The organism is Micromonospora sp. NPDC005291 (assembly GCF_040607415.1).
GTDB lineage: Bacteria > Actinomycetota > Actinomycetes > Mycobacteriales > Micromonosporaceae > Micromonospora.
The window spans coordinates 1-25,880 of sequence record NZ_JBEXGR010000023.1; the positions used below are offsets into that span (position 1 = coordinate 1).

At 69.8% G+C, this 25,880-nt stretch carries 24 protein-coding genes, 1 tRNA gene and 1 riboswitch; of the genes, 12 read left to right on the forward strand and 13 right to left on the reverse strand.

Features of this window, described 5'->3' with window-relative positions; all coding sequences use genetic code 11:
* Positions 1–105: 105 nt before the first annotated feature.
* Both ABZT18_RS25670 and ABZT18_RS25675 read right to left on the reverse strand, forming a co-directional pair.
* A complete protein-coding gene (locus ABZT18_RS25670) occupies positions 106–714 on the reverse strand; it encodes a GNAT family protein (RefSeq protein WP_355252621.1) in 609 nt (202 codons plus the stop codon).
* Complete coding sequence (locus ABZT18_RS25675; RefSeq protein ID WP_355252624.1) at positions 714–1,484, reverse strand: GntR family transcriptional regulator; 771 nt, start codon at positions 1,482–1,484, stop codon at positions 714–716. Before ABZT18_RS25675 ends, ABZT18_RS25670 begins: the two co-directional genes overlap by 1 nt.
* 230 nt (positions 1,485–1,714) lie before the next feature.
* Here ABZT18_RS25675 and ABZT18_RS25680 point away from each other — a divergent pair, with 230 nt between their 5' ends.
* The 5 genes from ABZT18_RS25680 (at position 1,715) to ABZT18_RS25700 (ending at position 5,826) form a co-directional block, all read left to right on the forward strand.
* Positions 1,715–2,581, forward strand: a complete 867-nt coding sequence (locus tag ABZT18_RS25680; protein ID WP_355252627.1) for a helix-turn-helix domain-containing protein — start codon at positions 1,715–1,717, stop codon at positions 2,579–2,581.
* Positions 2,581–2,874, forward strand: a complete 294-nt coding sequence (locus ABZT18_RS25685; protein ID WP_355252630.1) for a hypothetical protein — start codon at positions 2,581–2,583, stop codon at positions 2,872–2,874. The genes ABZT18_RS25680 and ABZT18_RS25685 overlap by 1 nt, the downstream gene beginning before the upstream one ends.
* Positions 2,864–4,417, forward strand: a complete 1,554-nt coding sequence (locus ABZT18_RS25690; protein ID WP_355252633.1) for a replication initiator — start codon at positions 2,864–2,866, stop codon at positions 4,415–4,417. The genes ABZT18_RS25685 and ABZT18_RS25690 overlap by 11 nt, the downstream gene beginning before the upstream one ends.
* Before the next feature lie 64 nt (positions 4,418–4,481).
* Entirely contained in the window at positions 4,482–4,691 is a 210-nt protein-coding gene (locus tag ABZT18_RS25695; protein WP_355252636.1) for a helix-turn-helix domain-containing protein, read from the forward strand.
* Positions 4,684–5,826 (forward strand): tyrosine-type recombinase/integrase, encoded by a 1,143-nt coding sequence (locus ABZT18_RS25700; protein ID WP_355252639.1) that lies wholly within the window; start codon positions 4,684–4,686, stop codon positions 5,824–5,826. Before ABZT18_RS25695 ends, ABZT18_RS25700 begins: the two co-directional genes overlap by 8 nt.
* 54 nt (positions 5,827–5,880) lie before the next feature.
* Here ABZT18_RS25700 and ABZT18_RS25705 read toward each other — a convergent pair.
* Positions 5,881–5,954: transfer RNA gene (locus ABZT18_RS25705), tRNA-Gly, on the reverse strand.
* A 215-nt stretch (positions 5,955–6,169) separates the two neighbouring features.
* On the opposite strand from ABZT18_RS25705, the gene ABZT18_RS25710 reads away from it, so the two are divergent.
* On the forward strand, positions 6,170–7,153 hold the full coding sequence (locus tag ABZT18_RS25710) for a zinc metalloprotease (protein WP_354992910.1): 984 nt from the start codon (positions 6,170–6,172) through the stop codon (positions 7,151–7,153).
* Positions 7,154–7,231: 78 nt separating this feature from the next.
* Here the strand turns inward: ABZT18_RS25710 and ABZT18_RS25715 are convergent, their stop codons facing one another.
* A complete protein-coding gene (locus tag ABZT18_RS25715) occupies positions 7,232–7,789 on the reverse strand; it encodes a pyridoxamine 5'-phosphate oxidase family protein (RefSeq protein ID WP_354992911.1) in 558 nt (185 codons plus the stop codon).
* A gap of 77 nt (positions 7,790–7,866) precedes the next feature.
* Between ABZT18_RS25715 and dcd the strand changes: the two genes are divergently transcribed.
* Positions 7,867–8,445 (forward strand): dCTP deaminase, encoded by a 579-nt coding sequence (dcd, locus tag ABZT18_RS25720; protein WP_354992912.1) that lies wholly within the window; start codon positions 7,867–7,869, stop codon positions 8,443–8,445.
* Positions 8,446–8,512: 67 nt separating this feature from the next.
* On the opposite strand, the gene ABZT18_RS25725 is transcribed toward dcd, so the two are convergent.
* Complete coding sequence (locus ABZT18_RS25725) at positions 8,513–9,553, reverse strand: NlpC/P60 family protein (RefSeq protein WP_354992913.1); 1,041 nt, start codon at positions 9,551–9,553, stop codon at positions 8,513–8,515.
* 12 nt (positions 9,554–9,565) lie between these two features.
* Positions 9,566–9,702: riboswitch (cyclic di-AMP (ydaO/yuaA leader) on the reverse strand.
* Between the two features lie 234 nt (positions 9,703–9,936).
* On the opposite strand from ABZT18_RS25725, the gene ABZT18_RS25730 reads away from it, so the two are divergent.
* Positions 9,937–11,919 carry a peptidoglycan recognition family protein gene (locus ABZT18_RS25730; RefSeq protein ID WP_354992914.1) on the forward strand — a complete coding sequence of 661 codons (1,983 nt, stop codon included), beginning with the start codon at positions 9,937–9,939 and terminating at the stop codon, positions 11,917–11,919.
* A 74-nt stretch (positions 11,920–11,993) separates the two neighbouring features.
* Here ABZT18_RS25730 and ABZT18_RS25735 read toward each other — a convergent pair whose 3' ends face one another.
* The 5 genes from ABZT18_RS25735 to ABZT18_RS25755 all read right to left on the reverse strand — a co-directional run bounded on the left by ABZT18_RS25735 (position 11,994) and on the right by ABZT18_RS25755 (position 18,267).
* Entirely contained in the window at positions 11,994–13,007 is a 1,014-nt protein-coding gene (locus ABZT18_RS25735) for an NlpC/P60 family protein (RefSeq protein WP_354992915.1), read from the reverse strand.
* A 166-nt stretch (positions 13,008–13,173) separates the two neighbouring features.
* Entirely contained in the window at positions 13,174–14,175 is a 1,002-nt protein-coding gene (locus ABZT18_RS25740) for a hemolysin family protein (RefSeq protein WP_354992916.1), read from the reverse strand.
* On the reverse strand, positions 14,168–15,493 hold the full coding sequence (locus tag ABZT18_RS25745; protein WP_354992917.1) for a hemolysin family protein: 1,326 nt from the start codon (positions 15,491–15,493) through the stop codon (positions 14,168–14,170). Before ABZT18_RS25745 ends, ABZT18_RS25740 begins: the two co-directional genes overlap by 8 nt.
* 102 nt (positions 15,494–15,595) lie before the next feature.
* The gene (locus ABZT18_RS25750) at positions 15,596–17,794 is read right to left on the reverse strand and encodes a (Fe-S)-binding protein (protein ID WP_354993130.1); all 2,199 of its coding nucleotides are present in this window, start codon (positions 17,792–17,794) and stop codon (positions 15,596–15,598) included.
* A 209-nt stretch (positions 17,795–18,003) separates the two neighbouring features.
* Positions 18,004–18,267, reverse strand: coding sequence for a cell division protein CrgA (locus ABZT18_RS25755; RefSeq protein ID WP_354992918.1), 264 nt, complete (start codon positions 18,265–18,267; stop codon positions 18,004–18,006).
* Between the two features lie 221 nt (positions 18,268–18,488).
* Between ABZT18_RS25755 and ABZT18_RS25760 the strand changes: the two genes are divergently transcribed.
* The 4 genes from ABZT18_RS25760 to ABZT18_RS25775 are packed head-to-tail and all read left to right on the forward strand — an operon-like array spanning position 18,489 to position 21,868.
* A complete protein-coding gene (locus tag ABZT18_RS25760) occupies positions 18,489–19,289 on the forward strand; it encodes a DUF881 domain-containing protein (RefSeq protein ID WP_354992919.1) in 801 nt (266 codons plus the stop codon).
* Positions 19,286–20,932 (forward strand): class E sortase, encoded by a 1,647-nt coding sequence (locus tag ABZT18_RS25765; protein ID WP_354992920.1) that lies wholly within the window; start codon positions 19,286–19,288, stop codon positions 20,930–20,932. The genes ABZT18_RS25760 and ABZT18_RS25765 overlap by 4 nt, the downstream gene beginning before the upstream one ends.
* Positions 20,933–20,936: 4 nt before the next feature.
* A complete protein-coding gene (locus tag ABZT18_RS25770) occupies positions 20,937–21,215 on the forward strand; it encodes a hypothetical protein (RefSeq protein ID WP_354992921.1) in 279 nt (92 codons plus the stop codon).
* 2 nt (positions 21,216–21,217) lie between these two features.
* Positions 21,218–21,868, forward strand: a complete 651-nt coding sequence (locus ABZT18_RS25775) for an aminodeoxychorismate/anthranilate synthase component II (protein WP_354992922.1) — start codon at positions 21,218–21,220, stop codon at positions 21,866–21,868.
* Positions 21,869–21,926: 58 nt separating this feature from the next.
* On the opposite strand, the gene ABZT18_RS25780 is transcribed toward ABZT18_RS25775, so the two are convergent.
* The 3 genes from ABZT18_RS25780 to ABZT18_RS25790 form a co-directional block, all read right to left on the reverse strand.
* The gene (locus ABZT18_RS25780) at positions 21,927–22,559 is read right to left on the reverse strand and encodes an ElyC/SanA/YdcF family protein (RefSeq protein ID WP_354992923.1); all 633 of its coding nucleotides are present in this window, start codon (positions 22,557–22,559) and stop codon (positions 21,927–21,929) included.
* 91 nt (positions 22,560–22,650) lie between these two features.
* On the reverse strand, positions 22,651–24,474 hold the full coding sequence (gene pknB, locus ABZT18_RS25785) for a Stk1 family PASTA domain-containing Ser/Thr kinase (RefSeq protein WP_354992924.1): 1,824 nt from the start codon (positions 24,472–24,474) through the stop codon (positions 22,651–22,653).
* The gene (locus ABZT18_RS25790) at positions 24,471–25,880 is read right to left on the reverse strand and encodes a protein kinase (protein WP_354992925.1); all 1,410 of its coding nucleotides are present in this window, start codon (positions 25,878–25,880) and stop codon (positions 24,471–24,473) included. The genes pknB and ABZT18_RS25790 overlap by 4 nt, the downstream gene beginning before the upstream one ends.

Here is a 25,880-nt window from a genome sequence, read left to right on the forward strand (position 1 = left end):
CGTTCTGCGTGGCCGGAGCGGAGCGGCAGCGGAGTGCAGGCCGCGCGCCCTGGCGGCGGCGCGTGCGGCCCGTCTCGGGCCGCCTTGAAGACGTATAGAAAGTTCTCACCGATCGGCCGGCAGTCGGCCCGCTGCCTCTCTCGCTTGATAGCGGTCGCGGACGGTAGGCCACTCCGCTTCGATGACGCTGTAGTAGATCGAGTCCCGTACGTAGCCGTCGCTAAGGATGCGGTGACTGCGGAAGATTCCTTCCTGCTTGGCACCGATGCCAAGGATCGAGTTCTGGGACCGGACGTTGCGGCTGTCGGTTTTGTAGGCGACGCGGATGGTGCCCATGGTCTCGAAAGCGTGGTGCATGAGCATGAAAACGGACTCGCGTGACGCGCCAGTCCGCCAACTACCTGGCGTCAGCCAAGCCCATCCGACCTCGACGGCTCGGTCACGCTGGCGAATGTCGATCAGACTGATGCTTCCGATGACCTCGCCCGTGCTGACGTCGATTGTGGCGAAGGGCAGTCGGGCACCGTTGGCCTGCTCGTTCTCGGCATCCCGGATCAAGGCTTCGGCGTCCTCGATCCGCTGCGGCGTGGGCTCGTCGAGATACGACCAGATCTCGTCGTACGCAGCCGCCTTGAGTAGTCCAGCCGCGTGGTGCAGTCCAAGCGGCTCAAGTCGAATGATCGACCCGGTCAGTGTTACGGGCGTGAGATCCATCAGGCTTCCACCTCATAGAGCAAGACGTGTCGGTCTCCAGGCAAAATCACCTGATACACCTCGACAGGCAGATCGTTCTGGTCAAGCGTCGTGCGCAGCAGTCGACCAACGGGCGTCGCTGGCCCCAAGTGCAGAGCCGTGGCCTCCTCGGCGGTGGGCATGCGCCAAGTGATCTCGTCCTGGTAACGAGTCGGTGTGTGACCCAGGTCTTCCAGCACCTGATCGGTTCCTTCGGCAACGTCGGCTGGATCCATGATCTTGCTGCCCTGCACGATCGTCAGTGGGTAGTAGCTGTCGCCGAGCTGCAAAGGTTCGTCGTCGGCATACTGCACGCGCCGCCGTAGGGCCACGAGGTCGCCGGGTTGCAACGCGAGGTGAGCGGCAATCTCGGCGTTCGCAGCGACCGTCTCGACGGTGCTCACCTGCTTTGGCCGCTTGCCCTGCGCCTCGATCTGCTGACCGAACGTGTCGCGCTTCCGCTCGGCCTCCAAGCGCCGCTGACGCGAGCCCGTCAGCGATGCGTAGTAACGCATCGGCGGTTCTGACCTTACGAAGCTGCCTCGCCCCTGCTGCGACGTGATCAGACCTTCGTTGCGAAGTACGTCCAAGGCAAGCCGGACAGTGTTCCGGCTGGTGTCGTAGCGCTCGGAAAGATCGGCTTCGGTGGGAACACGGTCGCCCGGAGCCAGTGCCCCGCCGTTGATCTGTTCCCTGATTAGCGCCGCGAGCTGCTGGTAGAGCGGCCGACTATCGGCCGGGTTCAACATCATGTGCCTTCCTCGGGTCCGTTGTACCAACAGGCTAACAACCTATTGACCCGAGCGGTATTGGGCTGCTAGACAGGATGTTGTTGGTACAACCCAACAAGAATGGCCCCGACGGGTTGCAGCCCGTCGAGGCCGGTGCATCGGTTCCCCTGCGAAAGGACCACACGATGCCTGTTCAGCGTACCCAAAACCCTGCGTGTCGCGTCTCGGGTCTTCAGACGGACGCTCCTTCCGTGCCCTCCACCCATGGGCACTGGTCGGTGGCGTCGACCCCTGTCGAGGCGTCGTGCGACTCGCCTGCGGGCTCTCGCTCGCACCTGTCACCCGCTGACTACGGCCCTACCGTCCACTCCCACACCCGCACCGCTACCAGTCCCTGCAACGAACGGCTCCGAGAGCTACTGCTCTCCCTCGGTGAGTCCCCTGCGGACTTCGCCGGCAAGCTCGGTGTCGATCCGAAGACCGTCGAACGGTGGATCAGCAGCCGGACCCGCACTCCGCATCCGCGTATCGCCTACCAGGCAGCGCGGCTACTCGACGTGGACGTCACCTACCTGTGGCCCACCATCCACGGCCGCCGCGCCTCCAAGATCTCCGGCACTGACGAACTCCTGGCCATGTGGCCCGGACGTGCCGCCGTCCCCGCCGACCTGTGGCCCCGGCTGTTCGCCGAAGCACAGCGGCGCATCACCATCATGGGCGACCCGGGCCTACCGGACCTCATCCCCCACCTCGCCCGACTCCTGGTCGACAAGACCAACCAGGGCGTCCAGGTCCGGATCATCCTCGCCGACCCCGACGCCACCCCCAACCCTCTCGACAAGGCCCGTGCCATCGCCGCACAGGCCACCTACCAACCCCTCACCGCACACGGCGTCACCGTCTGCCACTACCCGGGCAGCCTCGCCACGACCATCCTGCGCATCGACGACGACCTGATCGTGCGCACCGGCATCGACGGCTGCCCTGCCGCGTTCGCCCCCGTCATCCACCTCAGGGCACTCACCGACGGCCCGCTGTCCCGGTCCTACCTGACCAGCCTCGACAGCATCACCGAAACCGCCATCCCGCTGACCACCGGCCTGCGTGCGGTGGCCTGATGACCACCACCCCAACCCCCACCGGCTACCGATGGCGTCAACCCCGCCTTGTCCGAGGCTGGGAACCCGTCCAACTCATCGGCCGCTTGAAGATCCTCGCCGCTCGTGACGGTGTGGAACTGCCGAAGACCTACCAACTCATCCGCGACATCTACCTGTGGGAGCACCACCGGGCCGACCTGCCCGCACCCGTGGCTTCCCTGCTCGGCCGGATTTTCGACGGACCCAACCCGTTCGCCAGCGGCCCCGTTCAGCACCTCCCGATGAAGGCGGCCCGCACCCGTGGCCGCTGATGTGATGACCGTTGTCCCGGACCAGTGCAGCACTGCTGGTCCGGGGCTCCGGCCCGCCTCGTTGACCGGCTTCGTTGGTCGGGATGAGTCCGCGTTTCACCGGGCCACCGACCCGAACGTCTTCGACTGGCTCGATCACGTCAAGGCAGCCGCGGGCTGCTCACACCCGATCCGACTCTCGGGCGAGGTCGCCACCGTCGACCGGGCCACCGGCCAACTCCTGTCCGCCGCTCGGACCGAGGACATGCCGGACGGGGAGATCTACAAGCCGTGTGGCAACCGCCGTCACGCCGTCTGCCCCTCCTGTGCCCGGACCTACCAACGCGACGCCTACCAGCTCCTGCGCGCCGGTCTCGCCGGCGGCAAGGGCATCCCCGCCTCGGTTGCCGGGCATCCAGCGGTGTTCGTCACCTTCACCGCCCCGTCGTTCGGCACCGTGCACACCCGCATCGTGAAGCGGCACACCTGCGGTAACCGTCGCCGCTGCGACTGCCGGGCTGAACCCTGCCACCCCCGCCGGGCCACCGACCCCACCGCCCGTCCCTGTGAACACGGGCAGCCGTCGGTCTGCTGGGCACGTCACGAGGAGACTGATCCTCGGCCGGGTCAACCGTTGTGTCTGGACTGCTACGACTACGACGCCCAGGTCGTGTGGAACCACTCCGCGCCGGAGTTGTGGCGCCGCACCACCATCGCCATCACCCGACACCTACGCACCCGCGCCCGGCACCTCGGCCTGCCCTGGGTGGAGCAGGTCACCACCTCCGGCCGTCTGCGTCGAGTGCCACCGGCCAAGCCGTCGTTCGGCAAGGTCGCCGAGATGCAACGTCGCGCCGTCGTGCACTACCACGCCATCATCCGCCTCGACGGCATCCACCCCTACGACCCCGAGGCCGTCATCCCACCCCCGGCAGCCTTCGGCGTTGACGACCTGGTCGCCGCCGTCGAACACGCCGCCACCACGGTCGCCTTCACCACCCGCCCTCACCCGGCAGCCTCGGCAGGCTGGCATATCGCTTGGGGCGAGCAGGTCGACGTGCGCCCCATCGCCGCTGACGGGGAGATCACCGACGGCAAAGTCGCCGGGTATCTCGCGAAGTACGCCACCAAGAGCACCGAGGCCACCGGGCACGTGTCCCGACGCCTCGACGGCGAGGTCATCGACCTCTACGCCAACCACCAAGGCAGCCACCCAGAACGGCTCATCGACGCCTGCTGGACCCTCGGCAGCAACCGCGACTGGCAGCACCTCCGACGCTGGGCACACATGCTCGGCTTCGGCGGCCACTTCCTCACCAAAAGCCGCCGCTACTCCACCACCTTCCGCATCCTGCGCAACGCCCGCGTCATCTGGCGACGCACCGAAACCGGCCACGAATACGCCGACCACACCGAGGAAGAGACGACGCTCATCGTCGGACTCCTCACCTACGCCGGGTCCGGTTGGCGCACCACCGGAGACGCACTGCTCGCCAACACGGCCGCCGCCATGGCCCGCGAAAGACGCGAGGTCGCACGAGAGGAGATGGCCGCTGCTGCCTGACCTGCAAGACCCCGTTCGCAATCACGAGAGGATCACCGCCCTGAACGAACCCTGCGACGTCGACATGCTCACCGTCGAGCAAGCCGCGCAACGCCTCGGTACCGGAGTCCGCTTCGTGCGCCGCATCGTCGCTGAGCGCCGTATCCGCTTCTACAAGGTCGGCAAGTACGTCCGGTTCCACCCCGACGACATTGCCGAGTACATCCGTCAAGGCTGCATTGACGCTATCCGGCCTGTCCTGCACTACCGGAAGGGAGAACACGTCTATGGCTAGCAAGCGCCGTTTCGGCCGTGTTCGCAAGTTGCCTTCCGGCCGGTACCAGGCTCGTTACCAAGGCTCGGACGGCATCGACCGGCCCGCACCCCGCACCTTCGCCTCCGAGACCGACGCTAACCGCTGGCTCACCGCGATCGAGGCAGACATGATCCGGGGCACCTGGCGCAACCCGGACCTTGGCCGTATTGCCCTCAGCGACTACTTGACCGAGTGGATCGACCACCGCCCGGGTCTGCGTCCTCGGACCCTCGACCTCTACCGGTGGCTGCACCGGAAATACATCGCGCCGAGCCTCGGCGACGACCTTCTCACCGACCTGACGCCCGGTGCCATCCGGGCCTGGCGTGCTGACCTCCTCGCCGACGGAGTGAGCGCCACCATGACGGCCAAGGCGTACCGCCTTCTTCGCGCCGCACTGAACACCGCCGTTGACGACGAACTCATCCGGCGTAACCCCTGCCGCATCCAGGGCGCGGGCATCGAACGGCCTACCGAGCGACCTACCGCCACCGTCGCCCAGGTCTTCCAGCTCGCCGACATCGTGCCCCGACGCCTTCGCGTCCTCATCTTGCTGGCCGCCTTCGCCAGCCTCCGCTACGGAGAGCTTGCGGCCCTGCGTCGTCGCGACTTCGACCCGCGCTGTCGGACCCTGACGGTCCGCGCGACTTTGGTCGAGCGCCAGGACGGCACCCTGACTTTTGGCCCGCCCAAGACCGATGCCGGCATGCGCACTGTCACCATCCCTGCAGCGATCCGTCGCGATGTGCTCGCCCACCTGGACGCCTTCGTGAACGACGACCAGGACGCGCTCGTCTTCACTGGCGCAACCGGAGCGACCCTGCGTCGCTCCAACTTCCAGCGCACCTGCAATTGGCGGGCGTCCGTCGCGGCGGCTGGCCTGCCTGGCTTCCACTTCCACGACCTGCGGCACACCGGTAACACCCTCGCCTCCCGGACCGGCGCGAGTCTCGCCGACCTGATGGCGCGGATGGGTCACGCCTCTACTCGTGCCGCGATGATCTACCAGCACACCGCCCGCGAGCAGGACGAGCAGATCGCCGACGCGCTCAGCTCGCAGATCAAGAAGAGTCAGGATCGGGCACGTAGCGGGCACGGTAAGCGTAAGAAGTGACGGCAACGAATGAGGCCCCAGCCAGGAAACATGTCCTGAGCTGGGGCCTCACGTTGGAGCGGGTGACGGGAATCGAACCCGCACTGTCAGCTTGGGAAGCTGATGTTCTGCCATTGAACTACACCCGCAAGCGGCACCACTGTACCCGAGTCACCGAGCCCGTGCACCCAGGCACCCCCGCGCGACGGCCGCCCTGCCGGCCCAACCTTGTCCCGGGGAAAGAAGTTTCCCGACGGCAACTCATAGCCGTTCTCAAATACATCGATGAGTTGTAACGTCTGCCTCACGTTTCCAGCCACGGCGTGACACACCCCCTGCCACGCCGCCAGAAAGAGGTGGGCCCATGGGACTCCGTCCCAACCTGCTGACCCGGCGTGCTGCCGGTGTCGCGTCGACGACCCTCGCGCTGCTGCTCAGCACCGCTGCGGTGGGCGTCGTTCCGGCTGCTTCGGCCTTCTCGGCGGCGCCCGGCGGCGCCTGCGTGGAGCCGGCCGACAGCCACGCCAACGCCCGGGCGAAGCCCGGTGCCGCGGCCAAGCACGACCCGAACGAGCTGACCGCCACACAGGTCCGCCAGCGGGAAGCCGACCTGGCGGCGGCGCTGCGCGAGCGCGCCACCTTCCGCACGGGTGCCGGCGCGACGGCGCTGGCCACCGTCACCATCCCGGTCGTGGTGCACGTGATCCAGGAGAACAGCACCCGGGCCGGCGGCAACATCCCGGACTCGCTGATCACCTCACAGATCAGTGTGCTCAACCAGGCGTACGCAGGTGCCACCGGCGGCGCGGTCACCGCGTTCGCCTTCCGGCTCGACAAGATCAACCGGGTGACGAACCCGTCGTGGTACCCGATCGTGCAGGGCTCGTCGGCGGAGCGGTCGATGAAGTCCTCGCTGCGGGTGGGCGGCAAGAACACCCTCAACATCTACCTCGGTGAGCTGAGCAACGACCTGCTGGGCTGGGCAACCTTCCCGCAGCGGAACCTGAGCAGCATGGACGGCGTGGTCGCGCTGAGCGAGTCCCTGCCGGGCGGCACCGCGACCAACTACAACCAGGGCGACACCGGCACCCACGAGGTGGGGCACTGGCTGAACCTGTACCACACCTTCCAGGGTGGCTGCGGTGGCTCGGGTGACAGCGTCAGTGACACCCCGGCCGAGGCGTCGCCCGCGTACCAGTGCCCGACGGGGCGCAACACCTGCTCGGCGGCGGGGCTGGACCCGATCACCAACTTCATGGACTACACCTACGACTCGTGCATGTACCAGTTCACCCCGGGGCAGGCGACCCGCATGCTGACCGCGTGGAACGCGTACCGCGCGGCGTGAATCTTCCGCGTACACCCGGTGCCGGCTCCGTCGTGACGGAGCCGGCACCGTCGTCTCTGCCTCCGGACCCGGCCGTGGTCAGGCGGCCGTGTACTGGACGTCGCGGTTGAGACGGGTCGGGCGCGCCTGCGGTACGACGAGCGGCGCGGCCGCCGCCGACGGGGCGTGCGGGTCGAGCCAGACCCGAACGGCCGGCCGACCCGGCGCGAGACCCGGAATGCCCGCGGTGTGCTGCTCGCGGCGGGTCAGCATCGCCACGTCGACGGTGAACTCGAACAGCCGCCAGTCGACCTGCGGCTCCGCACGGGCGCCCTGCGCCAGCCGGGCCACCCGTGTCGGATCGGTCACCGGATGGGCCCGCCCCGCCACGTACGCCTCGTCGTCGCTCTCCTCCGGGGGGAACGAGTGCAGCGCGTAACGGCCGTCCCGTTCGAGGTCACGGCGCTTCGGAGAGTCGATGATGAAGCAGAAGAGGCCCTCGTCGGTGATGACCGGGGAGACCGGGTGGACCCGGGGTCCGCCGTCGGCGCGGACCGTGGCCAGATAGCCGAAGCCCGGCCCGTACTGCTGAAGGAGAACGCGGATCCCGTCGGCGAGTCGGGGCTCGTCGGCGGCGAATTCGGACCAGGAAGCCATGCGGACATTCTATCGAACAAATGTACGAAGAGCGACCTCGACACGCTGGTCACCGCCTACCTCGCTATGGTGGTCCGATGCTGCTCTCTGACCGCGACCTGGTCTCCGAGATCAAGGCCGGCACGCTGGGCCTGGAGCCGTTCGAGCCCACCCTGGTCCAACCGTCCAGCATCGACGTGAGACTCGACCGGCTGTTCCGGGTCTTCAACAACCACCTTTACACCCACATCGATCCGGCGATGCAGCAGGACGACCTGACATCGGCGGTCGAGGTGCCCGACGGCGAGCCGTTCGTGCTGCACCCGGGGGAGTTCGTGCTCGCCTCGACGCTGGAGGTCATCTCGCTGGGCGACCAGCTCGCCGGCCGGCTGGAAGGGAAGAGCTCACTGGGCCGGCTCGGGCTGCTCACGCACTCCACCGCCGGCTTCATCGACCCGGGTTTCTCCGGTCACGTGACGCTGGAGCTCTCCAATGTGGCGAACCTGCCGATCACCCTCTGGCCGGGCATGAAGATCGGCCAGCTCTGCATCTTCCGGCTCTCCTCGCCGGCCGAGCACCCGTACGGCTCGGCGGTCTACGGTTCGCGCTACCAGGGCCAACGTGGGCCGACGCCGAGCCGCGCCTGGCAGAGCTGGCGCGCCTGGCCCACCCGCTGATCCCTGTACGCACGACGAGGGCCCGCCGCGAACGGATCGCGACGGGCCCTCATTCGTGAGGAGTGGGTCAGCCTGGGCGGCCGTAGCTGTGGATCGGGCCGTCGTCGACCTTCTTCATCTTGACCGGTTGACCAGCCTGCGAGGCGTGCACCACCCAGCCACCGCCGACGTACATGCCCACGTGGTGGATGTCGCTGTAGTAGAAGACCAGGTCGCCGGGGCGCAGGTTGGCCTTGCTGACGTCCTTGGTGACGCGGCTCTGCGCGGCGGCGTTGTGCGGCAGCGACACGCCAGCCTTGGCCCAGGCGGCCAGCATCAGCCCGGAGCAGTCGTACGAGTTCGGGCCCTCGGCACCCCAGACGTAGGGCTTGCCGATCTGGGCGCAGGCGAACTTGACGGCCGTGCCCGCGGCGCCGCCGGGGTAGCTGCCAGGGCAGGGCGCCGGGCGCAGCGAACCGCCGCCACCGTTGCCATACACCTTGAGGCGCAGCTTCTGCAGCCGGTCGATCTCCTCGTTGATCTGCTTCTTCTTCGCCGCCAACTGCGCTTCGGTGCGGGTCAGCTGGGCCACCATCTCGTCCAGCGGCGCCTTCTGCTGGGCCAGCTCGTCGCGCAGGTCCGCGACCTGCCGCACGTCCTGCTGCTGGTTGTGCGCGAACCGGTCGAGCATCTCCAACTGGCCGACCACCTCGGTGGGTGACCGGCTGCCCAACATCGCGTTGACGGTGGAGACGTTCTCGCCCTTGTAGGCACGGACGGCGAGGGCGCTGACCTTGTCCATCGCCGCGTCGACCTCCCGCTCCAGCGGGGCGATCCGGGCGGCCAGCGCGTCGGCCTGCTTGCGCTTGGCAGCCAGGTCGGTTCGGGTGGCGTTGTGGCGTTCGATGATCGGTTCGAGCTTGTTCCAGTCGGCGTCGATCTGGCGCTCAATCTCGGCGACGGACGGGTCCGCGTGGGCCGCCGTGGCGCTGCCGGTCAGGACGACGGCGACGCCGGCCAGTGCGGCGAGGGCCGTGGTGAAGCGGGACCAGCGTGGGCGCGGCACGATCGACGTCGGGCCGGCTGACGCCGACCGCTCGGACGACGGCCGCGGGGCATGGAGTGCCACCGGGTTCCGTACTCCTTCTTCCTGACCGCCTACCGGGTTAGCTGACGGGTTCGGGCGGGAAGTTGGCGCCCTACCGCAATGGCTGCGGATTCACCCCGGGAAAACCTGGGTCCCCGGTTCGCTCGGAAGCGACTCGGCGGTGTCGGTCCGTTACCGCCCGGGCTGGGCGGACCTGCTATCGGGCCGACAAATGACCAGAGTAGAGACGGCTGTTACCGATCCGCAACCCGTGCGGCCGTGACACTCCGTACCGATCCGAAAGGTTCACCGACCGTGTGTGAAGATTTTTTTCCTAACACCTCGATACATGGAAAGGTATTGACGCAGACTCCCGGGCGGCGCGAAGGTGACCTCACCTTCACCCGCAACATCTAGGGGGTTCGATGCGCCATTCAACCCTGTCGACCGGCCGGCGCGCACTGCTCGCCGCCGCCGTGGTCGCAGCCGCGACCGCGGTTCCGCTACCCTCCGGCCCGGCCGCCGCCGCGCCCACCGCCGACCGCCAGCAGCAGTACGCCGCGGCGGCGACCGAGTACGGTGTGCCGACCGTCGTGCTGCTCGCCGTCTCCTATCTGGAGTCCCGCTGGGACAGCAACGCCGGCACACCGAGCACCAGCGGCGGCTACGGCCCGATGCACCTCACCGACGCCCGGCACGTGGCCGCCCTACCCGGGCGCGGCCACCACGACGCCGGCACCGAGGACCCACGCGGCGACGACTCCCGCTCCGCGAGACTGCTCGCCCCCCGACCGGCCGAGGATCCCGCGCCGCCCGCCGCCGCGTTGCAGACCATGGACGCCGCCGCCGCGCTGACCGGCGCCGCCCCCGAGGCACTGCGCACCGATGCGGGCGTCAACATCCGGGGCGGCGCCGCGCTGCTCGGGGCGTACCAGAGGGAGTTGGGCGCGCCGGTCGGTGCCGACACCGACCCGGCGGCCTGGTACGGCGCGGTGGCCCGCTACGCCGGCGCGGACAGCGCTGACGCCGCGGCGGCCTTCGCCGACGAGGTCTTCACCACCATTGGTGCCGGCGAAACCCGGGTGACCGACGACGGCCAGCGGATCACACTGCCGGCCCGCGCGGTGCAACCGCAGCGTTCCTGGTTGGACCGGCTGGGCCTGCGCCGCCTGGCTCGCCCGGACGGGCTGGAATGCCCCCGCACCATCTCCTGCGAGTGGATCCCGGCACCCTACGAGGCGTTCGGCGACGGCGACTACGGCAACCACGACCTCTCCGACCGGCCCGCGCGGCAGAAGATCGAGTACATCGTCATCCACGACACCGAGGCGAGCTGGGCGACCACCCTGCAGCTCGTCCAGGACCCGACGTACGTGAGCTGGCACTACTCGCTGCGCTCGGTCGACGGGCACGTCGCCCAGCACGTGAAGACCAAGGACGTCGGCTGGCATGCCGGCAACTGGTACGTGAACGCCAAGTCGATCGGCCTGGAACACGAGGGCTTCGCCGCGCAGGGCACCTGGTACACCGAGGCGATGTACCGGACCTCGGCGAAGCTGGTCCGGCACCTGGCACTGCGGCTGGGCATCCCACTGGACCGCCAGCACATCATCGGCCACGACAACGTGCCCGGCACCGTCGCCTCGACCGTGCGCGGGATGCACTGGGACCCGGGCCCGTACTGGGACTGGACGCACTACTTCAACCTGCTGCACGCCCCTCGGCTGGACACCGGCACCCCGGCCACCGGGCTGGTCCGGATCGACCCGGACTACGCCACCAACCAGCCGGCGTTCATCGGCTGCGTCACCGTCGGCGTGCCGTGCGCGCCACGCGGCTCCTCGGCCGTGGTGCTGCGCAGCGCGCCGTCCGCGGACGCCCCGCTGGTCAACGACATCGCGCTCCGCCCGGGCGGCACCCCGAACACGATGGAGGTGTCCGATCACGGCGCCCGGGCATCCGCCGGTCAGACGTACGCGCTCGCCGGCCGGCAGGGCGACTGGACGGCAATCTGGTATCTCGGTCAACGGGCCTGGTTTCACAACCCGGCGTCCGCGCCGACTGCCAGCTGGACCGTCGGCGTGGTGGCGACCCCGAAGCCCGGACGGGCCACCATCCCGGTGTACGGGCGGGCGTACCCGGAGCAGGCCGCCTACCCGGCCGGGGTGCCCTACCAGGCGATCTCACCACTCCAGTACACCCTGTCCGCCGGGCAGCGGTACGCCGTCGGCGCGGTCCTGGCCGGCGAGTACTACCGGGCCAGCACGTTCGACGGCTCCTCGCCGGGTGACTGGACGGTGATCCGCGGCCAGAACCGTTACGCGCAGATCCAGTTCGGCCACCGCATCATGTACGTCGACCTCGCAGACGTGCAGCTGCTGCCGTCACCGGTGGGCGCGCCCCGCTGAGACGCCACGCGCTCCACTGAGAACCACGACGGCCCCCGGTCGGTGACCGGGGGCCGTCGTCGTGCCTGTGGGGATCAGCCGGGTCTGCGGAACCCGGCGACCGGCATCGTGTTGATGCTGGACACCTGCACCGGTTTACCGGCCCGGGGGGCGTGCACCATCTGGCTGTTGCCCAGATACAGCCCGACATGACTCAGGCCGGCGAAGAAGAAGACCAGGTCACCGGGGCGGGCGTCGGCTCGCGAGATGGCCTTGCCCTCGTTCCACTGGTCACCGGTGTGGTGGGTGAGGCTGATCCCGGCGGCCTTGTAGGCGTACTGGGTCAGCCCCGAGCAGTCGAACGAGTTCGGGCCGGTGGCGCCCCAGACGTACGGCTTGCCGACCTTCCCGCAGGCGGTCCTGATCGCGGTACGGGCAGCCGCACTGACCACTCCGTTGATGGTCGGGCAGGCCGCGGTCACGACCGTGGTCTTGGGCATCGACGCCTCGAGCTGCTTGATCTCGGCGTCGATCTGCTTCTTCTTGGCCGCCAGGTCGTTCTGCTGCTTGGTCTGGGTGACGATCAGCGCGTCCAGCTTCTGCTTCTCGCCGTCGTACTTGGCCCGCACGGCCAGCACGCTCTCGACCTCTTTGCGCTCCTGCGAGGCCAGCCGGTCGAGGACGGTGAGCTGCTCGGTCAGCGTGTCTGGCTTGGCGCTGACCAGCAGTGCGCCGATGTCGTGCGACGGGCCCGAGATGTAGTAGCGGGAGGCGAGGTCGCCGACCCGGTTGAGCGCCAACTCGCTCTGCAGCGCAAGCGGCTCGATCTTCTTCTGCAGCTCCGTCGACTTCTTCCGGTTGACCTTCAGCTGCGCCCGAACCTTGTTGTACTGCTCGATGGTGGGCTCCAACTGCTCCCACTTCTTGTCGATCTGCGCTTCGATCTCGTCGACCGTGGGCTCGGCGTGTGCCGGCGCGGCCAGCAGACCGGCCCCGACCGCCGCAGCGGCGACCAGAACGAGCAGACGGTGGGCGGCGCGACGCAGGCCACCCGACCGAGCAGACGCTTTCAGGTCGTGACGATGAGGGGGCATGGTTGCCACCGGCATCGACTCCTTTGCAACCGACCGCCGGGCGCCTCGCGTGAGGGAAGGCCGAGGCAGACGACCCACAGCGGTCGGTGCCTCACATTAGGGAAGGTCGGGGCGGTAATCAAGGCGAGCGGCGACACCATCACTGTCGTGCAACCGCTTGCATACCAAGGGTATTGGCACATCACCCAACGATTGCAGTCAATACGTCATCGAGTGTGACCACGCCGAGAGGGCGCCGACCGTCGCTGACCAGCACCATGTGCCGCCGCTCGCGGCGCATGGCCAGCAGCAGGTCGGCCAACGTACGCTCCGGCGGCACCACCGCCAGCGGCCGGTAGACCTGGGCCGGCACCGGTGACCGGCGACCCTGCCCGGCGTACCCGAGCACGTCCTTGACATGCACGAAGCCGAGCACCCGACGGGTTGACCTCTGCACCACCGGGAACCGGGACCGGCCGGTCCGGGTGGCCAACACCTCCAGCGACGCCGGCGAGACGTCCTCGGCCACCGTCACCACCGTCGACCACGGCTGCAGGGCATCCGCCGCCGTGCGGGTGTGCAGGGCCAGCGCACCGGTGATCCGTACGTGCTGCTCCTCATCCAGCAGACCCTCGGTACGCGCCTGGGAGACGAGCCCGGCCAACTCCTCGGCGGTGAACACCGTCTTCACCGCCTCGGACGCCTCGATCCGCCAGAACGCGAGCACCCGGCGGGCCGCCCATTTCATCGCCAGCAGCAGCGGCTTGGTGGCCACACAGAACGCCAGCATCGCCGGGCCGAGCCAGAGTGCGGAGACCTCCGGACCGGCCAGCGTGATGTTCTTCGGCACCATCTCACCGACGACCGTGTGCAGAAAGACGACCACGCCCAACGCCAGCACGAACGCCACCGGGTGCACCGCCCGCTCGGGCAGACCGGCCGCGTGGAACGGTGGCTCCAGCAGGTGAGCCAGCGCCGGCTCGGCGATCGCGCCCAGGCCCAACGAGCAGACCGTGATGCCGAGCTGCGCGCCAGCGATCATCAACGGGATCTGGTTCATCGCCGACAGCGCCCACCGGGCACGCTTCGATCCGGCGGCCAGCGGCTCGATCACCGTCCGGCGGGACGCGATGAGCGCGAACTCGCTGCCCACGAAGAACCCGTTGCCGAGCAGCAGCACCACGGTCACCAGCAGCTCAGTCATCGTCGTCCGGCTCCGCCGGGCGCAACACCCGGACCTGCTCGATCCGGTGCCGCTCCACCTCCACCACGGTGAATTCCCAACCGCCCGCCTCGACCGTCTCGCCGGCCAGCGGGATGTGCCCGAGCCGGGCCATCAGGAACCCTGCCAACGTCTCGTACGGGCCCTCGGGCAGCCGGAAGCCGGTCTGCTCGGCCAACTCGTCGGAGCGCAGCACCCCGTCGACCAGCACGGTGTGCTCACCGCCGGGCACGGTCAGCTCGGCCGGACGGTTGTCGTCCACGCTGGCCGGGTCGAACTCGTCGGCGATCTCCCCGACCAACTCCTCGACCAGGTCCTCCACGGTCACCACACCGTCCGTGCCGCCGTACTCGTCGACCACGATGGCCAGGTCGGCCCCGGCCGCCTTCAACGCGGCCAGCACACCGTTCAGGTTCAGGCTCTCCGGTACGTACACCGGCTCGCGGGCCACCGCGCCGACCATGGTCGACGTCCGGTCGGCCAGCGGCACGCCCAGGGCGTCGGGCACACCGGCCACTCCGGTGACCAGGTCCAGGGTCTCCTCGTACACCGGGAAGCGGGTCCGCCCGGTCCGCCGGGACTCCTCGAGCAGCTCGGCCACGGTGGCCGTGACGCGCAGCGCGACCACGTCCACCCGGGGCGTCATCGCCTCCGCGGCCCGCTTGTCGCCGAACCGGATGGTGCGGCGCAGCAGCATCGCGGTGTCCGTGGGCAGCGCGCCGGCCCGGGCCGAGATGGCCGCCAGCAGGCCCAACTCCTCCGGCGAGCGGGCACTGGCCAGCTCCTCCTGCGGCTCCACGCCGAGCGCACGGACCAGCCGGTTCGCCGAGCCGTTCAATCCCCGGATCACCCAGCCGAACGTCCGCGAGAAGGTGTGCATCGGGCCGGCCGTGGCCAACGCCGCCGGCATGGGCCGGGCCAGCGCCGCGTTCTTCGGCACCAACTCACCGAAGAGCATGGATATCAGCGTGGCCAGGGCCAGGGCGAGGAACGGGGTGAACCGCTCGGTGCTGTCCCCGACCAGCGGACGCAACAGCGGGGCGAAGAGCCGGGCCAGTGCCGGCTCGGCCAGGTAGCCCGTGAGCAGCGCCGTGATGGTGATGCCGAGCTGCGCCCCGGAGAGTTGGAAGGACAGTTCGCGCAGCGCTGTGCGTACCGTCAGGGCGGCCTGGTCGCCCGCGGCGGCCCGCCGGTCGATCTCCGCGCGATCGACCGTGACCAGGGCGAACTCGGCCGCGACGAAGAACGCGTTGCCCACGGTCAGCGCGACGAAGCCGACCAGGGGCAGCAGCGTCGTCAAGAGTAAGCCGTCGATGTCGCCTCACCTCGGCGAGATTCTTACACGACGACGGCGGCCCGCAGGGGCCGCCGTCGTCGATGTTCAGATCCAGGTGTACGCGTCTCAGCCGGCGATCGGCGCGGTCTCCTTGCCACCCTGCGGCTGCTCCGGCTTGACCGAACGGAGCAGCACGCTCGCCACGTCGATCACCTCGACCTGCTCGCCGGCACCCTTGCCGTTGACCCCGTCATTGAGCATCGTCGAGCAGAACGGGCAGCCGACGGCGACCGTCTTCGCCCCGGTGGCCATGGCCTCCTCGACCCGGTCCACGTTGATCCGCTTGCCGATCTTCTCTTCCATCCACATCCGGGCACCGCCGGCGCCGCAGCAGAAGGAGCGCTCGCTGTTGCGCGGCATCTCGGTGAGCTCGCCTTCGATGGCGTCCCCCAGCACCTCACGGGGGGCCGCGAAGATCCGGTTGTGCCGGCCCAGGTAGCACGGGTCGTGGTAGGTGACCCCACCGTCGACCGGCTGCACCGGGGTGAGCTTGCCGGTGGCGACCAGGTGGGCCAGCAGCTGGGTGTGATGGACCACCTCGAACTCGCCGCCGAGCTGGCCGTACTCGTTGCCCAGGGTGTTGAAGCAGTGCGGGCAGGTCGCGACGATCTTGCGCTTGGCCTTCTCCCGGCCCTCGAACGCCTCGTTCAGCGTCTCCACGTTCTGCTGGGCGAGCATCTGGAAGACGAACTCGTTGCCGATCCGCCGCGCCGGGTCACCGGAGCAGGTCTCGCCCTCACCCAGGATCGCGAACTTCACGCCCGCCTCGTTGAGCAGGGTGGCCACCGCGCGAGTGGTCTTCTTGGCCCGGTCCTCGAACGCACCGGCACAGCCGACCCAGAACAGATACTCGAAGTCGTCCACCTCGCCGACCCGGGGCACCTCGAAGTCCAGACCCTTGGTCCAGTCCTCCCGGGTGTTCTGCGGGGCGCCCCACGGGTTGCCCTTGTTCTCCAGGTTGCGCAGCATCACGCCGGCCTCGGAGGGGAAGCTCGACTCGATCAGCACCTGGTAGCGGCGCATGTCGACGATGTGGTCAACGTGCTCGATATCCACCGGGCACTGCTCGACACAGGCGCCGCAGGTGGTGCACGACCAGAGCACGTCCGGATCGATGACACCGCCCTCCTCGGCGGTGCCGATCAACGGCTTGTCCGCCTCGGCGAGGGCCAGGACGTCCAGGTGTGCGAGCTGCGCCTGGGTGGCCTTCTCCTCACCGGTCAGGTCCTTGCCGCCACCAGCCAGCAGGTAGGGCGCCTTGGCGTACGCGTGGTCGCGCAGGCTCAGCACGAGCAGCTTCGGCGAGAGCGGCTTACCGGTGTTCCAGGCCGGGCACTGCGACTGGCAGCGACCGCACTCGGTGCAGGTGCTGAAGTCCAGTAGGCCCTTCCAGCTGAACTGCTCGACGTGGGCGACGCCGAACTGGTCCTTCTCCGGGTCGGCCTCCTCGAAGTCGAGCGGCTTGCCCTGACTCGTCATCGGACGCAGCGCGCCGAGGCCGGAGCCGGCCGGTCGGGCCGGTTCGCGCTTGAAGAAGATGTTGGGGAACGCCAGGAAGCGGTGCCAGGCGACACCCATGGTGACGTTCAGCGAGATCACGATGAGCCAGGTCATCGAGATGACGATCTTGATGAGTGCGGCGACGCTCGCCCCGTCCGACCAGTCGGGCAGCACCGCGCCGACCGCGTGGCTGAGCGGGGTGGCCCAGAACGGGTACTCGAAGTGGTCGGTGGCGACCTTGAAGCCGCGGATCACCAACCCGAAGATCAGGACCAGCAGCACGATCCACTCGACGAAGTAGCCCTGCCACATGGTCGAGCCGGTGAACCGGGACCGCCCACCCAGCCGGGTCGGCCGGTTGCGCAGCCGGATCGCCATCAGCACCAGGATGCCGACCAGGCCCAGCACGGTGATGACCTCGGTGGCCAACCCGAAGATCGTCCAGTGCCCGATGATCGGCAGCCCGCCGGTCGGGGTGACCACCTCGAAGTACGCCTCGAGCACCAGCAGCGACAGCACGACGAAGCCGACCATCACGAACCAGTGCGCGGCACCCACCACGCCCCACTTGAGCATCCGGGTGTGGCCGGCGGTCTCCACCAGCATGGTCCTGGCGCGGGCGACCTTGTCGGTGAACCGCTCCGGCGCGGGCTGCCCGAGCCGGATGACTGCCACCATCTTCAGGACCGCACGCACCGCAAGCCACACCGCCACGGCGGTGATGGCGGCCGCGAGGATCGTGGTGACGATCTGGACGCTGCCCATCGAGTTGGCCTCCCCGGTCTGCTGCCTGATGACCTCGCTCCGCTCGGTCATGCGTTGCAGCCTACGCGAAGGTTACCCAGCAGTAACGTGAGTCATCTCGCAAGTAGGCCACGCCGCCTGCGGACACCATAGGGGGCCCCACCCGATCGTGCCGGGCAGGGGCTCGGTGGGGTGACGCTGAACCGCCGACGCGCTGGCGCCGAGCCAGCTCAGCGCCAGCGGGAAAGCAGCGCCAGCGAGGCGACCATCGCGCCGAAGCCGACCGCGAGGTTCCAGTAACCCCACGCCATGACCGGATACTGCTGCTCGGACAGGTAGTAGAGCACCAGCCAACCGATGCCAGCGACGATCAAGGCGACCGCGGTGATCGGCAACCACACCGGGCTAGGCTTGCGCGTCGACGCCGCCGTCGTCGGACGAACGTCCGTCGGCGGGGTGTACACCTTCTTCTTGCGGACCTGAGACTTGGGCACGACGCTCTCCAGAGGGGTGACGACCTCGTCCGGCCTGACAACCGGGCGCGGGGGCGACGGTCCATGGCCAATAATGTTCGACAGCTAGCGTAGTCCCGATTACCCGCCCGGACCACGAATGGGGTCAGGCCGGTGCACGGAGTGACCGAAAAAGGCGGGACTGTTCGCATCACCGGCCCAGCCGGGGCGGACCGATCCTCGACACACGGAAGGAACGCTCGGTGGAGTACACATCCGGCGCAACCTCCTGGCAGAAGGTCCTCCGACGGGCCGCCGCCGGGCTGCTGCCCCGGCGACCGCGTCAACGCCGACCAGGCTGGTCGATCGGGGTGCCCCTGATCGCCGCCGCGGCGGGGCTGCTCTTCACCACCAGCGCGACCACCGCCGACGGCACCGCTCTGCGCGAGGACCGGCGGCCCCAGCTCAACCAGTTCATCGAGGACCGGCGCGAACAGGTCGCGGCGAGCGAACGCCGTGCCGCCACGCTGCGCGGCGAGGTCGAGCAACGGACCAACACGCTGGCCGGCTCGGACGCCCCGATCAAGGCGCAGCAGGATCGCGCCCAGGGCAGCCTCCAGGCCGCCGGGTTCACCGCCCTCAGCGGGTCCGGGGTCACGGTCGAGCTGAACGACGCGCCACAACTCGACCAGTCCCAGTCGGACGCCAGCAATGACGACCTCGTGGTGCATCAGGGGGACGTACAGGCGGTGGTCAACGCGCTCTGGACCGGCGGAGCCGAGGCCATGTCAATCATGAACGTCCGCGTGCTCGCAACCAGCGCGGTACGCTGCGTCGGTAACACCCTGCTGCTTCATGGTCGGGTGTACTCCCCACCGTTCAAGATCGTAGCAATCGGCGATCCCGCTGCCCTCCAGCAGGCCCTCGCCAGCTCTGAGGGAGTCCGGTTGTTCAAGGACGCGGTCGACGACTATCAGCTCGGCTACAAGGAGACGGCCTCCACGGTGCGAGTTCCGGCATTCGAGGATTCCACCGCCCTGCGCTCGGCGACGGTGCCCAAGTGAGCGGGCCCGACGAGCGTCGCGACGGACGACACCGGGACCAGGCCGACGAGCCCACCGCCTTCCTGCCCAAGGTCGACCGGCCCGAGCCGGCGCCTGGCCGGACGGCCCCGGCCGGCAACTGGCCCGAGCCGGTGCTGCCCGCCCGACCCGAGCACCCGGCGCGGGCCGAGCACCCGGCGCGGCCGAACTCCGGCCGACCCGACCCGAGCGGCACCCCGGCCCGGCCGGGTGTCGAAGCCCCGCCGCCCTGGCCGGGCAGCGCAGCGCCCGGGCTCGGCCCACAAGGAGGGTCCGGCCTTCCCCCCGCAGCCACCCCCGGCCGGCCGGCCGCACCCACCCAGGGCCCGGTTCGGCCCCCTGCCCCCGGCAACGCCCCGACCCGACCCCCCGCGCCCGGTGCCGCGTCCAGCCGACCGCCGTCACCCGGGAGCGCGCCGGGTGCCACCCCGACCCGCCCGGGTACGCCCGGCGGGGTGCCGACCCGGCCGACGACCTCCGGCACGCCGAGCCGGCCTGCCCAGTCCGGCCCCTCAACCCCGTCGGTTGCCGACTCGCCGACCGCGTTCATTCCGCAGGTTGCCGCCAGGCCCGCGCACCCGACCGGCTCCCCGGCCGCCCCGGTCTCCCCGGCCGCCCCGGGCCGTGTACCTACCGCTGGGCCGGGCCGTGTCCCGCCCGCCGGCCCCGGCCGTGTTCCTCCCGCTGGGCCGGATCGCGTCGCCGACCCGGCCGCCACCGCGTTGATTCCGGCAGTGTCCGCACCCACCACCCGGCCGCCGACCATGGACTCCACGGCGCTGATGGGTGCCGTCCCCCGCACGTCGGTCCCCGACGAGCCGACCGGTGGCGACAACTCCGCCGAGCCCCCCCAGCCCCGACGCGGCGAGCGGGTGGTTCAACTCCGACCCCACCAGACCGGCGAGGGCTACAAGAGCGTCTACTCCGAGCTCACCCGCCCGTCGTTCGGCTCCCGGCTGCGCACCGGCGTCCGCGTCACCGGCGAGGTCCTGATCACCTTCGGCCTGGTGGTGCTGCTCTTCGCCGGCTACGAGGTCTGGGGCAAGTCGGCCATCGTCGACGCCCACCAGAACGACCTCAACAACGAGTTGGCTCAGGCATGGGGCCCGACCGACGACCCGACGGTCGCCCCGTCAGCGGCCGGGCCGAGCGTCAAGCCCGCACCGCCGGTACGTGGCAAGCCGCTCGCGGGCCTCTACATCCCCAAGCTCGACAAGAACTGGGTCGTCGTCGAGGGCGTCACCCAGCAGGACATCCGCTACGCACCGGGCCACTACCCGGCCAGCGCTCTGCCCGGCCAGGTGGGCAACTTCTCCGTCGCCGGCCACCGCAATCGGGCCACCTTCTGGCGGCTGGACGAGCTCAGCGACGGCGACGCGATCGTGGTCGAGAGCAAGACCGACTGGTACGTCTACCGGGTTTCGCAGTCACGGATCGTCAGGCCGACCCAGGTCGAAGTGGTGGCGCCGGTGCCAGGCGAGCCGGACAAGAAGCCGACCAAGCGGATGCTCACCCTGACCACCTGCAACCCGAAGTTCGACAACTACCAGCGCCTGATCATCCACGCCGAGCTGGACCGCACTCAGCCCAAGTCGGCGGGCCGCCCGGCGGAGCTGGGAGGCTGACCCGATGTACGCGTTCATCTGGCGCAAGCTGCCATTCGGCCTGGTCGGAAAGCTGGCCGGCTCGGTGCTGCTCGTGGCCGCCACGGTGGCCCTGCTCTGGTATGTCGCCTTCCCGTGGGCCGAGCCCCTGCTGCCCTTCGACGACGTGCAGGTCGAATCCGGCGTCCCCGCAGAATCGGGCGACGGCAGCCCGGTGACCGGGGACACCCCGGCCGGCGACGAGCACGAACTGCCGTACGACACCGACCAGAACAACCCCGCGCCGTCCTCCCCGAGCAGGTGACCATGCGCGTCCTGGTGATCGACAACTACGACTCGTTCGTCTTCAACCTGGTGCAGTATCTCGGCCAGCTCGGCGTGGACTGCGAGGTCCGGCGCAACGACGAGATCGACGTCGCCGAGGTGGGCAAGGTCGACGCCGCCGGCATCCTGCTCTCACCCGGGCCGGGTAGCCCCGACCGCGCCGGCATCTGCCTGGACGTCATCCGGGAGTACGCGGGCGAGCTGCCGATCTTCGGCGTCTGCCTCGGTCACCAAGCGATCGGCGAGGCGTTCGGAGCGACCGTGACCCGTGCCCCGGAGCTGCTGCACGGCAAGACCTCCGAGGTACGGCACCACTCTGTTGGCGTACTCGCCGGCCTCCCCGACCCGTTCACCGCCACCCGGTACCACTCGCTGGCCGTGCTGCCCGAGACGCTCCCCGACGAGCTGGAGGTCACCGGCTGGACCGGCTCCGGCGTGGTGATGGCGATGCGGCACCGGACGCTGCCCATCGAGGGCGTGCAGTTCCACCCCGAGTCGGTGCTCACCGAGGGCGGTCACCTGATGCTGGCCAACTGGCTGGCCGACTGCGGCCATCGGGAGGCGCTGGAGCGCGCCCCGGAGCTGGCCGCCGAGGTCGACGCCCGTCGCCGAACCGCCTTCGCCACCACCTGAGGCCGACCCGTCAGGGCCCGGCACCCGGTCACCGGACCCGGAACACCGGCTGCCCGGGTCAGCCCCGCAGCGCGTTCTCAATCGCCGGATCCGCGGGCGAGCGGACCGCTGGCGCACGGCCCCGGACCGCATCCCATGCCGCCTTGCCACTGGCGAAGTAGTCCCTGACCGACTTCTCGGCGAGCAGGACGTGTCCGCAGCCGTCGCAGCGGGCGGTCACTCCGTCGACGTCGAGGCCGAGATGGCGGCACAGCGTCACCGCCCGGGACAGATGGTAGGACTGGGTGACGATCAGAGCCCGCTCGACGCCGTACACCTCGCGCGCCCGGGCGCAGCTGTCGTAGGTGTCCAGGCCGAACGGGTCAGCCACCACGCGACGCGGGTCGACACCGAGCTCACTGAGGTACGACGTCATCACCGCCGGCTCGTCACCCGACGTGCCACCGCCGTCGCCCGACACCAGGACGACCCTGGCCCGCCCGCTGGTCACCAACTCGGCGGCGGTCTCCAGGCGCCCGGCGAGCCGGTCCCCCGGCCGCTGCCGATCAGTGGCCACGGCGGTGCCGAGGACGATCACCACGTCGGCGGCCGGCGCATCGGCCTCGGCGTACAGGTGGCCGCGTGCGGCGAGCGTCGTCCACAGCCACGGAAGACTGGCGAGCAGCAGCACGACACTGCCCAGAATGGCCACGCGTCGGAGGCATCGGGGCCGTCGAGGCCATCGCCTCAACGGCCCGACACGGGAGGCTTCCGCGTCGGTCACACCGATGCCCGGGTGTGGCCTAATCCTGGGGAAGCCGAGTCGGCGAGGGCGGGAACGGCAGACCGATGCCGCCCCCGCCGCCGGGAGTGGTCGGCGTGGTCGTCGGCGTGCCCGTCGGCGTGGCCGTCGGCGTGGCCGTCGGCTCGACGACCTTCTCCGGGATGCCGATCTCGATGGTCACCGTCCTGTCCCTGGCCAGTTCGGTGCCCGGCTCCGGGCTCTGCTTCTGGACCCGCCCGGCCCGGTCGGCCGGCACCTCATCACCGTCGCGGAAAGAAACCTTGTAACCCGCCTCGCGAAGTTCCTGGGCTGCCTCGTCCTTCGTGGAGTTGAGCACGTTGGGCACCTTGTTGACGTTGCCCCGGGAGACCTCAAGGGTCACCTTGCTGCCCTGTGCAACGGTGGTCCCCGACGGAGGGTTGACCTTGACCACGATGCCCTTCTGGGCCGGGTTGTCCACAAGCTTTTCGTCGACCACCAACCCCTGAGCCTCAAGTTGGGGCTTGACGTTGTCGACCTGGGAGTTGACCAGGCCAGGGGGGATCTTCACGTCGGGCTTGCCGTCGCAGATCTGGACGGTCACCGTGCTGGCCTGCTCCAACCGTGTGCCCTGCAGTGGATCCTGCTTCGCGACGGCGCCCTTCGTGCAATCGTTGTCCAGCACCGGGTCCCCCACCTGCGCTCGGAAACCAGCGTTGGTGATCTCGGTGACCGCGGCGACCTGACTCTTGCCGGTGAGGTCGGGCACTGCCTTCAGGTCCTTGTCCTGCTGCTGGCTCCAGAGCAGCGCGGCGACCAGGGCGATCACCGCCAGCACGCCGACCGCGCTGAACATCGCGATCAGCCAGGAGGACGCCTTGCGCTGGCGCGGGTCACCCACCCGGGCCGGGATCTGCCGGGTCTGCGACCCACCGGCGGAAGCCGGATAGCCGCCCCCGCCGGCCGGGGCCATCGCCACCGTCTCCGCCTCGCGCAGCACCGGGGTGGCCAACACGGGCCGGCCGGCGGCGGCGCGGAGCAGGTCGGCCCGCATCTCGCCGGCGCTCTGGTAGCGGTTGAGCGGGTTCTTCGACAACGCCTTCAACACGATCGCGTCGATGGCCGGGGTGACATCCGGGTTGATGTCGCTCGGCGTCGGAGGCGTCTCCCGTACGTGCTGGTACGCGACGCTGACCGGGCTGTCCCCGACGAACGGCGGGTGCCCACAGACCAACTCGAAGAGCACGCAACCGGCCGCGTACACGTCGGAGCGAGCGTCGACGGCCTCACCGCGCGCCTGCTCCGGGGAGAGGTACTGCGCCGTGCCGATCACCGCGCTGGTCTGCGTCATGGTGGTCGCGCCGCTGGCCAGGGCGCGGGCGATGCCGAAGTCCATCACCTTGACCTGGCCGGTCTGGGTGAGCATCACGTTGCCGGGCTTGATGTCCCGGTGGATGATGCCGTGCCGGTGACTGAACTCCAGTGCCGCAGCCATGTCGGCGCAGATCTCCAGCGCCCGGCGCGGCTGCAACCGACCCTCCGCGCCGAGAACCTCCTTCAAGGTCCGCCCGTTGACGAACTCCATCACGATGAACGGCAGCGTCTCGCCGGTCGGCGCGGTTTCCTCGCCGGTGTCGTAGACCGCCACGATCGCCGGGTGGTTGAGCGAGGCGGCGTTCTGCGCCTCCCGACGAAATCGCATCTGGAACGTCGCGTCTCGGGCCAGGTCGGTACGGAGCATCTTGATCGCGACGTCCCGACCGAGCCGGAGATCGCGACCGCGGTGCACCTCGGCCATGCCGCCATAGCCGAGCAGCTCGCCGACCTGGTACCTGCCACCGAGCAGGCGGGCCTGCGCTGTCATCGCGTCTGTCGTCCTTCGCTCGTCGTCGTCCCGCCGTCGCCCGGCTGGAGTCGTATCTCCCGACGGTACGACGTCCGGGTCGGATCGTCGCGCCCGTCGAGTCGCAGCGCGCCGGACGTCACGGTGCGCGGAGCCAGCCCGCCGGGTTCACCGGCCTGCGACTGCTTCCGCAGGTTGTAGGAAATCACGCCGGAGCAGAGCAGGACCAGCATGGCCAGCAGGATGGCGAGAAGCACCATTCCGGGCCGGGACCGGTGGGGCTCGGGTGACGGCACCGCCGGGCCGGCCTGCCGGGCGTACGCCGGCGGGTGGTCCTGCCGAGGCGGCGCCGACGGCACCGCGGCGGCACCTCGCGGGTACCCGGTCGGTGCGACCGGCGGGCGACCGGGCGGGACGGCCGGCGCGATCGCGGTGGGGCGCGGCTGCTGGGCCGGCACCATCGCGGTCGGCCTCGGCCCGACGGCCTGCGGGCGGGCAGTTGGCGGGCGCATCTGGTGCGCCTGCGGGACCTGGGCCCGGCCGGGCGCGGCGGGTGAGGCCGGGGCCGCGGAGACCGGCCTGGAGTTGCCACCGGCCCTGGCCTGCTGGGAGAGCGCGGCCTTGAGCTGACGGGCGACCCCGGCGAGGGCGGCGGCGCTCGGCCAGCGGGCGGCGGGGTCCTTGGCCAAGGCCCGTTCCACCAGCGCGCGCACCTGCGGGGGAATGTCGGCAGGCAGTGGCCGGGGCGTCTCCCGGACGTGTCGCATCGCGATGTCGAGGGGGTTGTCGCCCTCGAACGGTCGCCGCCCGGCCAGGCACTGGTAGGCGACCACGCCGAGCGCGTACACGTCGGATGCCGGGGTGGCGACGCCGCCGGTGGCCTGCTCCGGCGAGATGTACGAGGCGGTGCCGAGCACCGAACCGGCGGCGGTGAGCTGGCCGACCATGTCGGAGCGGGCGATGCCGAAGTCGGTCAGCACCAGCGTGCCGTTCGGTCGGACCAGCAGGTTGCCCGGCTTCACGTCGCGGTGCACGATGCCCTTTTCGTGGGCGGCGTGCAACGCGTCCGCGGCCTGCGCGACAAGTGCCATCGTCCGGGCCGGGGTGAGCCGGCCGACCCTGCTCAGCGTGGACGACAGGGCGTCACCCTCGACGTACTCCATGACCAGGAACGCGATCTGCTGGTCGTTGCCGAAGTCGTAGACGTCCACCACGCCGGGGTGGTTGATGGTGGCCATGGTCCGCGCCTCGCCGCGGAACCGCTCGCCGAAGTCCGGGTCGTCGAGCAGCGCGGGGAGCAGGCTCTTCACCGCGACCGTCCGGCCGAGCACCTGGTCGGTGCCGCGCCAGACGTCGCCCATGCCGCCGCTGGCGATCCGCTCGTCGAGACGGTAGCGGTTGCCGAGCTGGACGCCGGGGCTGAGCAT

Bases quoted from the DNA above. Each gene is read 5' to 3' on its own strand.
- ABZT18_RS25770 (WP_354992921.1), top strand. From the start codon at position 20,937: ATGTACGCGTTCATCTGGCGCAAGCTGCCATTCGGCCTGGTCGGAAAG.
- ABZT18_RS25670 (WP_355252621.1), bottom strand. From the start codon at position 714: ATGGATCTCACGCCCGTAACACTGACCGGGTCGATCATTCGACTTGAG.
- pknB (WP_354992924.1), bottom strand. From the start codon at position 24,474: ATGACAGCGCAGGCCCGCCTGCTCGGTGGCAGGTACCAGGTCGGCGAG.
- ABZT18_RS25735 (WP_354992915.1), bottom strand. From the start codon at position 13,007: ATGCCGGTGGCAACCATGCCCCCTCATCGTCACGACCTGAAAGCGTCT.
- ABZT18_RS25685 (WP_355252630.1), top strand. From the start codon at position 2,581: ATGACCACCACCCCAACCCCCACCGGCTACCGATGGCGTCAACCCCGC.
- ABZT18_RS25740 (WP_354992916.1), bottom strand. From the start codon at position 14,175: ATGACTGAGCTGCTGGTGACCGTGGTGCTGCTGCTCGGCAACGGGTTC.
- ABZT18_RS25715 (WP_354992911.1), bottom strand. From the start codon at position 7,789: ATGGCTTCCTGGTCCGAATTCGCCGCCGACGAGCCCCGACTCGCCGAC.
- ABZT18_RS25710 (WP_354992910.1), top strand. From the start codon at position 6,170: ATGGGACTCCGTCCCAACCTGCTGACCCGGCGTGCTGCCGGTGTCGCG.
- ABZT18_RS25675 (WP_355252624.1), bottom strand. From the start codon at position 1,484: ATGATGTTGAACCCGGCCGATAGTCGGCCGCTCTACCAGCAGCTCGCG.
- ABZT18_RS25750 (WP_354993130.1), bottom strand. From the start codon at position 17,794: ATGGGCAGCGTCCAGATCGTCACCACGATCCTCGCGGCCGCCATCACC.
- ABZT18_RS25730 (WP_354992914.1), top strand. From the start codon at position 9,937: ATGCGCCATTCAACCCTGTCGACCGGCCGGCGCGCACTGCTCGCCGCC.
- ABZT18_RS25775 (WP_354992922.1), top strand. From the start codon at position 21,218: ATGCGCGTCCTGGTGATCGACAACTACGACTCGTTCGTCTTCAACCTG.
- ABZT18_RS25695 (WP_355252636.1), top strand. From the start codon at position 4,482: ATGCTCACCGTCGAGCAAGCCGCGCAACGCCTCGGTACCGGAGTCCGC.
- dcd (WP_354992912.1), top strand. From the start codon at position 7,867: ATGCTGCTCTCTGACCGCGACCTGGTCTCCGAGATCAAGGCCGGCACG.
- ABZT18_RS25790 (WP_354992925.1), bottom strand. From the start codon at position 25,880: ATGCTCAGCCCCGGCGTCCAGCTCGGCAACCGCTACCGTCTCGACGAG.
- ABZT18_RS25700 (WP_355252639.1), top strand. From the start codon at position 4,684: ATGGCTAGCAAGCGCCGTTTCGGCCGTGTTCGCAAGTTGCCTTCCGGC.